The following is an 11846-nucleotide window of genomic DNA, read 5'->3' as shown; positions in this document are numbered from 1 at the left end:
AAGATTTGTCTAGTAATTTGATTGTCCGCTATACTATGTACAACAAAGGAATAAATTTTTTACATAAAAGATTGTAGTTTCACAAAGAAGGTAGGAACAAAAGATGTATAAAATAGGTGTTGTTGGTCCCATTCAATCCGTTGAAAGAATTATTGCCTTAGCACGAGAAATCGAACAGGATATGGAATTTATTCCGTATATATATGAAATGGCGACGGAAACAAAACATCTTGTGGAGACACATAATCAGGCTGTCGATTTCTGGTTGTTTTCTGGTTACATCCCTTATAAGCTTGCCAGTCAAACGAATGTATCCAAAGATAAATTGACCCATATTATTTTTTCCGAAGCGGCTATTTATCGGGGTTTTTTAGAGCAATCCTATCAGCAAAAAAAGTTTATAGAAAATGTTAGTATCGATATTATTCCTTCGCCTTCTCAAATGGCTTCAGAAAGTCTTGCAGAGATTCAGCATAATGTCCATCATATGTATTTAAAGGAATTTGATGTCGCTATTGATCCACAAGAGCTATTTGATTTCCACTATAGTCTTTGGCAGGCGGGCAAAATTGATTTTGCGATTACTTGTTATCCCTCTGTTGATGAAGAGCTGAAGAAACGAGGCGTTCCATCTTATTGGGTTTCCCCGACAAAAACAGAAATTTATCATACAGTTCAGCTTTTTACAGAGAAGATCAAAACGTCCTACTATAAAGAGACACAAATTGGTGCAGTCATGCTTGAAATTAAGGACTTCGATTCATTAAAAGAGCGCATGAAGCAAGGCTATCGTATTCAATATTTAGAATTGCGTACGAAGGAAAATCTACTACAGCTCTGTGAACAGATTGATGGCTCTCTTATTGAAGAGGGGAATGGTAAATATACGATCTTTAGTACAAGAGGTGCGATTGAAGGGCAAATACGATTTTTACAGGAAAAAATGTATCAGTTGTCGATTGAAATGGAGACGAAGGTGACAGCAGGCATTGGCTTTGCTCAAACAGTGTTCAATGCTGAGTTACATGCTCACCGAGGACTAAGACAGACGAAGGAAAACGAGGCTATTGACATCGTGATGATACAGGATGATGGCACCATTATTGAATCGGTAGGGAATGTAGAAGAGCTATCCTATTCCTACCGAGCAGAAGACCCTTATATTTTAGAAAAACTAAAAAAAGGGAATATTAGTATTAAAACCTATATGAAAATCCATGCACTTGTACAAAAAATGCATTGGAAGCATTTTACGACAAAGGATTTAGCGACACAACTGCAAATGAGCGAGAGAAATGCCCAACGAATCGTAGCAGATTTATGTAATGTAGATTTAGCGAGAATTTGTGGGGAAGAATTGCAGCATACTCGAGGCAGACCTATTAAAATGTATCAACTTGTCTAAATAAAAAAATGTCCCAAACCAATAAATGGTGTGGGACATTTTTTTATGCTTTTTGAAGCCTTAAATACTGATAAATTAATGAATTTAGCGGTTATTTAGGTAAATAATATGGATTTACGAAGACGATTATCTATTAGAAATTTTCAAAAAAATATTGTCTTTTTATTGAACTTTGATTATTATACGAATATATAACGAAAATGTCGGTATATAAAAGGGGATTTACGGACAAGGGGGCAAGCATATTCAAGAATAGTCGTGGCAATAAAGAGAGGATTTCTATATATGGGAGGGATATGAATGACAACAAATGAAATAACGAAGAAATCTAGAAATGTCATCCTTGCACTTTTATTTTTAGGCTGGTCTTTAGGGAATTTAGATCGCTATATTATGAACTACGCAGTAGTTTCGATTACAGGGGATTTGCAACTGGATGCATCTTCAACGGGTATTATTTTAAGCGCTTTCTTTTTAGGCTATGCCATTATGCAAATACCGGGTGGCTGGCTTGCCGATAAGTTTGGCGCAAAACGAGTTTTATTGATGGCTGTTATCATGTGGTCTATTTTTACTGGTCTAACAGCCATTGCTTGGTCTTTAACAGCGATGATTGTGATTCGTTTTTTATTTGGCATTGGTGAGGGTGGTTTTCAGCCATCAAGCTCTAAAATTATTGCTACGATTTTCCCAAAAGAGGAAAGAGGTAGAGCGATGTCCATCATGCTTACTTCTGGTGGCATTGTTTCACTCATCGTCCCTTTGCTAGCTGCTTATTTATTAGGAACGATTGGCTGGCGCATGATGTTTATTATCATTGGGGCAATTGGGGCAATAATTGCCTTTATATATTGGAAATACATTCAACTCCCGAAAGATGAGGCAGCAACAGCTGGAACAGAAAATACTACGAACAAAGTGAATTTTAAAGAGTTACTGAAAACACCCCTAATGTGGAATTTAATCATTGCTTATTTTTGTATTTATGCAGTTAACTGGGGATTAGTTTCTTGGATTCCAACATATCTTCAAAAAAATCGAGGCTTGGATTTAATGTCCATTGGTTGGGCGCAAACAATACCTGCCATTACAACGATAATTGGTGTATATGGTAGTGGCTATATCATTGATAAGCTACCAAAAGGTATGGAGAAAGTGTTAGGCTCCATCTCCTGCGCAGTCATTGGTCTTTTATTGTATTTAATGTTTACTGCCAAAACAGTGACGTTATTTATTGGTTACCAAACAGTCGTTTCGATATTTATTGCGTTTGTCATTACATTACTACCTGTTATTGTACTCAAGAAATTACCTTCTTCTATTACAGGTTCTGCAATGGGAATTGCCAATACAGGGGGACAATTAGCAGGGTTTGTTACACCGATGGCAATTGGATTTATGGTGGATGCCTTTAATGGCTCCTTTGATGCAGCCTTTTGGATGTTAATTGGCTTTGCGCTTATCTGTATTGTGTCGCTTGTCACACTAAACGACCAAAAAGGAACATTGTTAAAAGCATAATGAAATTGGAGGGACAAATATGAGTTATCATGAGAAAATTTCAATGTTAATTGAAGCAAAACAGCAAGCTACAGTAGCATTAAGCGATGCAATTTGGGCTGTACCCGAGCTTCATTTTCAAGAAAAGAAATCGATGGAATATATGAAACAGGCACTAGAAAAAGAGGGTTTTCAAACACAAGTCGGTGTTGCGGGTCTTGAAACAGCGCTTGTTGGAACTTATGGTTCTGGCAAGCCTGTAATTGCCTTTTTAGGTGAATATGATGCGCTTCCAGGCTTGAGTCAAAAAGGTGGGGCGACACAACATGAGCCTCTTGTGGATGGTGGAAGCGGACATGGCTGTGGTCATAACTTATTAGGTACTGGCGCATTCGCAGCTGCTGTTGCTGTAAAGGATTATTTAGAGCAAAATCATCAGTCAGCAACAATCCGTTTTTACGGTTGCCCTGCAGAGGAGAATGGATCTGGTAAAGCTTATATGGCAAAGGCTGGCCTTTTTGATGATGTTGATATCGCGATCTCTTGGCATCCAGGTACGTTTTCGACTGTGATGACGTGTAGTTCTCTAGCAAACTATGCCGCAACGTTTAAGTTTACGGGCAAAAGTGCTCATGCCGCAGCTGCACCACATCTTGGACGAAGTGCTTTAGATGCTGTTGAGCTTATGAATGTTGGGGTAAACTACTTACGAGAACACATCATTCCAGAAGCACGTGTGCATTATGCCATTACTAATTCTGGCGGAACTTCGCCAAATGTAGTTCAACCATATGCAGAGGTAACGTATCTAGTTAGGGCACCTAAAAAGCAGCAAGTACAGGAAATTTATCAACGCGTTGAGAACATTGCAAAGGGTGCCACAATGATGACAGGGACGTCAGTGGACATCGAGTTTGAAGGTGCTGCTTCGAATCTTATAACAAATAAAACACTTTATGATGTGATGTATCAACAAATACTTGAAATTGGAATGCCAGACTATACAATAGAGGATGAACAGTATGCGCAGGCTATTTTCAATACGTTTACACCAGAAGTACAAGCAGCTTCATTAGTGGGCTTGCGTAAAGAAGATGCCAAGCTATTACAAGGAAAAGTGATTGCTGATCATGTTCCAGGCATGCTACCTGAATTTATTATGGGTGGCTCTACAGATGTTGGAGATGTTAGCTGGAACGTACCAACCGTACAGTGTACAACTGTATGCATGGCATTAGGGACACCATTACATACATGGCAGGTAGTGTCTCAGGGAGTGACCCCAATAGCGCATAAAGGGATGCTACAGGCTGCAAAAATTATGGCTTGTACAGCCTTAGCGTTGCTGGATAATCCTCTATACATTGAAAAAGCGAAAAAGGAATGGCAAGAACGTCTAGATGGTGAAACATATCAATCTTTAATTCCAGAGGGAACACAGCCACCTAAGCGCTAACAGGATAGAGTCTTCATAGGAGAACTATGAAGGCTCTGTTTTTGCCTCATTTTGAAAGGAGAACGCGACATGTCAACACAACCCAATCATCAGCATCATCTTCTAGCACAGTGGGTATCACAGTATCGTGCAGCTACCAAAGAAGGGCAATGTGCTAATTATATCCCTGCTTTAGCCAAAAAAGATCCTAATCAATTAGCTGTGGCGATTGTTGGGACTGAAGGCCACGAAATCAAAGCGGGAGATACCGAAGAACTATTTACCCTTCAAAGCGTTTCCAAGGTTATTACCTTTATTTTAGCCTGTATGGATCGAGGCTTACCATATGTTTTAGAAAGAGTAGATGTTGAACCAACAGGAGATACCTTTAACTCAATTATTCGCTTAGAAAGTCATCAGCCAGGTAAACCCTTTAACCCGATGATTAATGCTGGGGCTATTACGGTATCCTCCATGTTGGCTGGTCATTCTCCACAAGAGAAGGTCACAAAGATTCTACAATTTTTAGAACAAATTATAGGCAAGCAATTGAGTATCAATGAAGAAGTATTCCAGTCAGAGTGGCAAACGGCTAATCGTAATCGAGCATTGGCCTATTACTTAATGGATTCAGGGTTTTTAGATTGTCCAGTAGAGGCGGCGCTTGAGGTTTATTTGAAGCAATGTGCAATTGAAGTCAATGTATCAGATTTAGCCATGATTGGCCTAGTTATTGCGAATGATGGCTATCACCCACTGTTAAAGAAACAGCTATTCCCAAAACAAGTGGCAAAATTAGCGAAGGCTTTGATGGTAACGTGTGGTATGTACAATGCCTCAGGGAAGTTTGCGGCATTTATTGGTCTCCCTGCCAAAAGTGGTGTATCAGGTGCGATTCTTGCGGCTGTTCCAGGACATGCAGGCCTACACTCGCCGTTTCCTACTGGCTGTGGTATCGGAATTTACGGACCAGCGATTGATCCAATAGGAAACAGTGTGGCAGGTGTACAGTTGCTGAAACAGCTAGCAACAGAATGGGATATGACTATTTTTTAATAAGTGGAAGATGATTTCAGCGCTTAGTCTGAAGTCATCTTTTTTTCATTTTATAAATAATAAATAAAACGATAAACCAAATTGGTGTTAACAGCAGTGCCGTACGCGTAGCCTCAGAAATAAACATCACCATTAATAAAAAGGCGAAAAACGCAAGCACGACGTAGTTGATAAAAGGTGTCAGTGGTGCTTTGAAGATTGAAGCTTCATGTAAAGCACGTTTTTTTCGTTTGTAGATAATGTGCGAAATGATAATAATGCTCCACACCCAGATAAAACAAATTGCACTAATCGTCGTCACAACACTAAAGGCGTTCTCTGGCATCAACTTACTTAACAGAGCACCAGCTGATACAACAATAGTAGAAATAACGAGTGCATTACTTGGTACACTGTTTTTGTTGAGTTTGGCGAATGCTGGAGATGCCTGTTTATTGTTACCAAGATTATAGAGCATCCGACTTGTGGAGAATAACCCACTGTTACCTGCTGAAGCCGCTGAAGTAAGCACAACAAAATTTATAATACCAGCAGCAATCGGGATACCTGCTAATGTAAACACTTGGACAAAGGGGCTGCTTGAAGCAGACATCTCATACCATGGGTTAATACATAAAATGACAAATAATGCCCCTACATAGAAAAGTAAAATGCGAAATGGAATTTTATTAATGGCAGAAGGAATATTTTTTTGAGGATCTGCTGTTTCAGCTGCTGAAACCCCCACTAATTCCACACCAACAAATGCAAAGACAACCATTTGGAAGGCCATTAAAAAGCCGTATATACCATTTGGGAACATGCCTCCATGTGCCCATAGATTTTCAACTGATACTGCTCCTGAGCTAGTTTGGAAGCCAGTTACTAGCATAATAAGACCAATAATAATAAGTGCTACAATTGTAATAACTTTAATAATAGCGAACCAAAATTCTAGCTCACCAAAAAGCTTAACAGTTAATAGATTTAGTAGTAATAACAATACAAGGCAACCAATGGCTGGCACCCATTGTGGGATATCAAACCAATATTGTGTATATACCCCCACCGCAATAATGTCTGCCATCGCCGTCATAATCCAACAGAACCAGTATGTCCAACCTGTGATATAACCTGCCCAAGGCCCTATGTATTCGGATGCAAAATCCGTAAATGAAGTGTAGCCTGCATTGGATAGTAACAATTCGCCTAAGGCACGCATCACAAAAAATAGCGCTGTCCCTACAATTAAGTAGGCTAGGATGATCGAAGGCCCTGCTAAGGCAATAGCTTTTCCAGAGCCTAAAAATAAACCAGTCCCAATTGTTCCACCAATGGCAATAAGCTGTACATGGCGATTTTTTAAATCTCGTTTTAATTGTTGCTGTTCCACGTTAATCCCCCTCAAAGATGCATAAAAAACTATGACTGGAAAAATAAAAAGAGACTAGTTGTGACACTAGTCTCGGAAAAACGTCAGAATAACAAATACCATTTATTCGCAGATGTCTACATGAAATAGTGTAGCATCGCTTATAAAAGCTGTATTACTCCTCTGTCCTTTTGCCTGAGATAGTGAACCCTTCGGCGACGCAATGTGCGCTCTCTCCAGAACTGCTCCTGCTATAGTTTGATCCATAGCATTCATAGCTTATTAACTTGATAATCAATTATTATTGTAAGATATTATACATCCTAACAGTGCTTCTAAAATTATTCAACAATAAATTTTAACTATTTTCAGAAAAATAGAAGAATAGGGTTCGTAACTGGCATATCTCTAACGAAAAATAGTATTTTTGGTCATACAAAGTGTTTCGTGAAGGAGTTTTTAAATATGAGGTGGTTTATTGGAAGATTGCTCAACGTAGCTTTCGAAGTGCTCAAACATAAGTGAAAACCGCTCCAAAAAGACATCAAAGCGCTCATTTTTATGAGGATCCGACTCAAGTAGCGAACTCGTTCAAAGTAGATTTTGTATCAAATAAGGGGACTATAATGCGTTTTGTTGCTTTACTTTTTTATTTTAATGACATGAAGCTCGTACAGCATCATTTGAAATAGATATAATATAGTAGAAACTCTGAATTTTTTAAAAAAGAAGCCGTCTCATAGTACTTTGAGACGACTTTTTTTGATGAGAGCATTAATATTTTTTTGCTTTTATTTTACCTGTCCAAGTTTTGAAACCACCTTGAAGTTGGTAAATTTGGTTGTACCCACGTTTTTTAAGAAATAGTGCAGCACGTGAGCTACGGCCTGTATTTTGACAGTATAGATATACTGGTAAATCTGGGCGGATTTCTTTATAACGTTGACGTAGTGTTGTCGAAGGCACATTTCGTGCACCAAGAATGTGACCAGCATCAAATTCTTTTTGCTCACGAACATCGATCAGCTGGGCTTTACGATAGCCTTCTATGAATTGCTCTTGTGTTAGGTTGGTTACGGCTTTTTTGAGTCGTAGTGCATTAATTCCGATATATGCAATTGTGACTACTAAAACGACACCGATTGTGATAAGTATGTCCAAGATTTTCTTACCCCTTTCTATCTTCTCTATTATTATAAAAGATGCGCTAGCGATAGTCCAATGAGTTTGATAAAATTAACTAGGTTGTAGCGAATTCGCTTTTTTCGTTACACAAGCAATCGTTCGCAATTTGAACTGTAGTATAATATTCGTTAAAGTTGACCCACAGGTGGGGCCTGATGGATCATTTTATATTTGTAGGAGATGAGCATATGACAACTTGGTATTTTTTAAATTCAGGGAAATGTAGTCCTTCTTTTAATATGGCACTAGATGAAGCCTTACTTGATTGGCATAGTGAGGGGTTAATTCCACCAGTAATTCGTTTCTACGAGTGGGAGCCTGCGACATTATCCATTGGTTATTTTCAACAAGCTAAGAGAGATATTAATTTAGATGCTGTGCGTGAACAAGGCTTAGGTTTTGTACGTCGACCAACTGGTGGACGAGCTGTCCTACATGAACATGAGCTAACTTATAGTGTCATTGTGACGGAAAGCTATCCGAATATGCCAGAATCTGTGACAGAGGCATATCGTGTGTTAAGTGAGGGAATTTTGCAAGGTTTCCATAACCTAGGTATGGATGCCTATTTTAGTGTACCTGATACAGAGGAGAAAAGAGCGGACCTGAAGAGTCCAAAAAGTGCTGTTTGCTTTGATGCACCAAGTTGGTATGAACTTGTCGTAGAAGGGAAAAAAATAGCTGGAAGTGCTCAAACACGTCAAAAGGGTGTCATTTTACAGCATGGCGCCATTTTATTAGATTTGGATCAAGAGAAATTATTATCCGTATTTAATTTCTCCAGTGAAGAAGCGAAGAATCGTATGCGTAGAAAGCTACCAGAAAAGGCTGTTGCCATCAACAGTCTTGTAAAAGAGCCAGTGACAGTTGAACAATGTGTGACAGCTTTTAGAGATGGCTTTGCAAAATCGTTGCAAATTGAATTAAAACCATTTACACTTTCTGAGGAGCAATTAGAATATGTGCAAGCTTTAGAAGAAAAAAAATATGCTTCAGATGAGTGGAACTTTAAAAAGTAAAAAATGGTATGAAAAAAATATTTTTTAACGTTCAATCCTAGTCATAACAAGTAGTTCTGAATCTATTAAAAAAAGCAAGAGTTGAATTAAAAAACTATATATAGTATCTTTTTTAAAGACATATACACAATATGTAGTGTTTAACGACACAAGATATTGTGTATTTATTTTGTAATGAAGAAAACAAGGGAGGCTAAACGATGGTACTCACAAATCATCAACCCGAAGTAAACAATCAATTTGAACAGTTAAACAAAGATATTGAACAATTCCCGCAGGTACACCCCGTAACATCTGATATGCATATTACACACAAAGGTGTATCAAGACTTGTCATGATCGATCGCTATTCGTTTAAAGACACAGAAAAGAAAACATTGAAAGCCGGCGACTTTGTTGTATTAACGGTAAAAGCTGATCCGAAATTTCCTGCACGTGGTTTAGGGACAATTCAAAAATTGGATATGTCTACAAAAACAGCAGAGATTTTGATTGAAGAGGATTATCGTAGCGCATTAGACGATCCGCAAGAGCAAGAAACGGGTGTGATTACGCGTTCAATTGACGTGTTAGAAAAGCCTCTTGAGATATTTTATGAACAAATTGCAAAACGAAATGCAACGGGCCTTGCCGCTGTTGAAAAAACACCAGAAAAACGTCAAGAATGGTTTGAAAAATTTTATGAGCAATTAGTATCCTTGAAATTCATTCCAGCTGGACGAGTGATTTATGGAGCTGGTTCTGAAACAGATGTAACTTTCTTTAACTGTTACGTGATGCCATTTGTCGCTGACTCTCGTGAAGGTATCAGTGATCACCGTAAGCAAGTAATGGAGATTATGAGCCGTGGTGGCGGTGTAGGAACAAATGGTTCAACATTACGTCCACGCAACACATTAGCTCGTGGTGTAAACGGTAAATCATCTGGTTCTGTTTCCTGGTTAGATGATATTGCTAAATTGACACATCTTGTGGAGCAAGGTGGATCACGTCGTGGCGCACAAATGATTATGCTAGCAGATTGGCATCCAGATATTGTGGAGTTTATTATTTCCAAAATGCAAAATCCACGTATTCTGCGTTACCTGATCGAAAATACAACGGATGAAACAATCATCCGTCTAGCCAAAGAAAAATTAAACTTCAAGCCACTTTCTATGCAAGAAGAAGCGATGTATCAAGGCATCGTGAATTATAAAAACATTGAAGGCTTAGGTGGATTTGATACAGCTATCATTCGTGAGGCTGAAAATAAATTACGTGATGGTGGCACGTACACTGTTCATAACCCAGAGTTTTTAACAGGTGCCAACATTTCTGTGACATTAACAAAAGAATTTATGGAAGCAGTTGAAAAAGATGCTGACTTCGAGCTTCGTTTCCCAGCTGTTGAAGAATATACAAAGGAAGAAATGAGCGTTTACAACACGAAATGGCATGAAGTTGGTGATGTTCGTGAATGGGAGAAAATGGGCTATAAAGTCCGCACATACCGTACAATTAAAGCGAAAGAGTTATGGAATTTAATTAATGTATGTGCAACATACTCGGCAGAGCCAGGTATTTTCTTCATTGACAACGCCAATGACATGACAAATGCAAAGGCATACGGTCAAAGTGTTGTAGCGACGAACCCATGTGGTGAGCAACCACTTGCACCATATTCTGTGTGTAACTTAGCTGCTGTGAATTTAGCACAGTTTGCGAATAAAGAAAATCAATCAGTTGATTACGAAGCACTACGTGAAACAGTTCGTGTTGGTGTTCGTATGCAGGATAATGTGATTGATGCGACACCTTACTTCTTAGAAGAAAACCGTGTACAAGCTCTTGGTGAACGTCGTGTCGGATTAGGTGTTATGGGCTTAGCCGATTTGCTGATTTACTGTGAAAAAGAATACGGTTCAGAAGCAGGTAATGCGTTAGTCGATGAAATCTTTAAAACAATCGCTGAAACTGCGTATGAGGCGTCTACAGAGCTTGCGAAGGAGCGTGGTAGCTTCCCATTCTTAGTAGGTGCTACAGACGAAGAAACAGCTCGTTTACGTAAAGCCTTTACAGAGACAGGCTTTATGCAAAAAATGCCTGCTCATATCAAAGAGCAAATTTTAGCGACTGGTATCCGTAACTCACATTTATTAACGGTTGCACCAACAGGGTCAACAGGAACAATGGTAGGGGTAGCAACAGGTCTTGAGCCATACTTCTCCTTCACGTACTATCGTTCTGGTCGTCTAGGTAAATTCATTGAAGTAAAAGCTGAAATTGTCCAAGAATATCTGAACCATCATCCAGAAGTAAATGAGCAAGAGCTTCCAGAATGGTTCGTTACAGCAATGGAGCTAAAACCAGAAGCGCATGCGGATGTGCAATGTATTATTCAAAAATGGATCGATTCATCTATTTCTAAAACTGTAAACGCACCAAAAGGCTATACAGTACAGCAAGTTGAAAAAGTGTACGAGCGACTATATAAAGGTGGCGCTAAGGGTGGTACGGTCTATGTTGACGGTAGCCGTGATTCACAAGTACTTACACTAAAAGCAGAAGAAAATGATATGGATCAACTTTCATTTGAAGAGGAATTGGTTGAAGAACATACAAAACGTCCAGTCGTATTAGTAGATACGATTCAAGCGTTAGAGTCAACAACTGTTATTGGCTCAGACGTTGGGAATACATGCCCAGTATGCCGTAAAGGCACAGTCGAAGAAATGGGCGGCTGTAATACATGTACAAACTGTGGCGCACAGTTGAAATGCGGCCTGTAATTAATATTTTAAATTAATTTGTTGTGGCTTTGAAATAAAGTTGCAATCATAATGGCAATGAAATACCCCTTTAGATATTTTATCTAAAGGGGTATTTTTCATGTCTAACACAAACAGAACATCT

At 38.8% G+C, this 11846-nt stretch carries 8 protein-coding genes and 1 riboswitch; of the genes, 6 read left to right on the top strand and 2 right to left on the bottom strand.

Annotated features, from left to right (window positions below):
- The first annotated feature begins 103 nt into the window (after positions 1-103).
- The 4 genes from NYE73_RS16105 (at position 104) to NYE73_RS16090 (ending at position 5396) form a co-directional block, all read left to right on the top strand.
- Complete coding sequence (locus NYE73_RS16105; RefSeq protein WP_259950870.1) at positions 104-1405, top strand: hypothetical protein; 1302 nt, start codon at positions 104-106, stop codon at positions 1403-1405.
- Between the two features lie 300 nt (positions 1406-1705).
- Complete coding sequence (locus NYE73_RS16100) at positions 1706-2926, top strand: MFS transporter (protein WP_259950871.1); 1221 nt, start codon at positions 1706-1708, stop codon at positions 2924-2926.
- Between the two features lie 19 nt (positions 2927-2945).
- A complete protein-coding gene (locus NYE73_RS16095) occupies positions 2946-4361 on the top strand; it encodes a M20 family metallopeptidase (RefSeq protein WP_259950872.1) in 1416 nt (471 codons plus the stop codon).
- A gap of 69 nt (positions 4362-4430) precedes the next feature.
- A complete protein-coding gene (locus tag NYE73_RS16090; RefSeq protein ID WP_048392274.1) occupies positions 4431-5396 on the top strand; it encodes a glutaminase in 966 nt (321 codons plus the stop codon).
- A gap of 34 nt (positions 5397-5430) precedes the next feature.
- Here the strand turns inward: NYE73_RS16090 and NYE73_RS16085 are convergent, their stop codons facing one another.
- Together NYE73_RS16085 and NYE73_RS16080 are read right to left on the bottom strand one after the other, a co-directional pair.
- Positions 5431-6768, bottom strand: coding sequence for an amino acid permease (locus tag NYE73_RS16085; RefSeq protein ID WP_066036347.1), 1338 nt, complete (start codon positions 6766-6768; stop codon positions 5431-5433).
- Positions 6769-6920: 152 nt separating this feature from the next.
- Positions 6921-6997: riboswitch (glycine riboswitch) on the bottom strand.
- Between the two features lie 524 nt (positions 6998-7521).
- Entirely contained in the window at positions 7522-7908 is a 387-nt protein-coding gene (locus NYE73_RS16080) for a rhodanese-like domain-containing protein (protein ID WP_004231073.1), read from the bottom strand.
- Positions 7909-8171: 263 nt separating this feature from the next.
- On the opposite strand from NYE73_RS16080, the gene NYE73_RS16075 reads away from it, so the two are divergent.
- Positions 8172-8951, top strand: a complete 780-nt coding sequence (locus tag NYE73_RS16075; RefSeq protein ID WP_081010955.1) for a lipoate--protein ligase family protein — start codon at positions 8172-8174, stop codon at positions 8949-8951.
- Positions 8952-9151: 200 nt separating this feature from the next.
- Entirely contained in the window at positions 9152-11722 is a 2571-nt protein-coding gene (locus NYE73_RS16070; RefSeq protein ID WP_259950873.1) for a vitamin B12-dependent ribonucleotide reductase, read from the top strand.
- Positions 11723-11846: the final 124 nt, after the last annotated feature.

The organism is Lysinibacillus sp. FSL K6-0102 (assembly GCF_038003545.1).
Taxonomy (GTDB): Bacteria; Bacillota; Bacilli; order Bacillales_A; family Planococcaceae; genus Lysinibacillus; species Lysinibacillus capsici.
This window is presented reverse-complemented; position numbering and strand designations above follow the sequence as displayed.

Coding starts and splice junctions, on each gene's coding strand:
- NYE73_RS16105 (WP_259950870.1), top strand. CDS start 104: ATGTATAAAATAGGTGTTGTTGGTCCCATTCAATCCGTTGAAAGAATT.
- NYE73_RS16100 (WP_259950871.1), top strand. CDS start 1,706: ATGACAACAAATGAAATAACGAAGAAATCTAGAAATGTCATCCTTGCA.
- NYE73_RS16095 (WP_259950872.1), top strand. CDS start 2,946: ATGAGTTATCATGAGAAAATTTCAATGTTAATTGAAGCAAAACAGCAA.
- NYE73_RS16090 (WP_048392274.1), top strand. CDS start 4,431: ATGTCAACACAACCCAATCATCAGCATCATCTTCTAGCACAGTGGGTA.
- NYE73_RS16075 (WP_081010955.1), top strand. CDS start 8,172: ATGGCACTAGATGAAGCCTTACTTGATTGGCATAGTGAGGGGTTAATT.
- NYE73_RS16070 (WP_259950873.1), top strand. CDS start 9,152: ATGGTACTCACAAATCATCAACCCGAAGTAAACAATCAATTTGAACAG.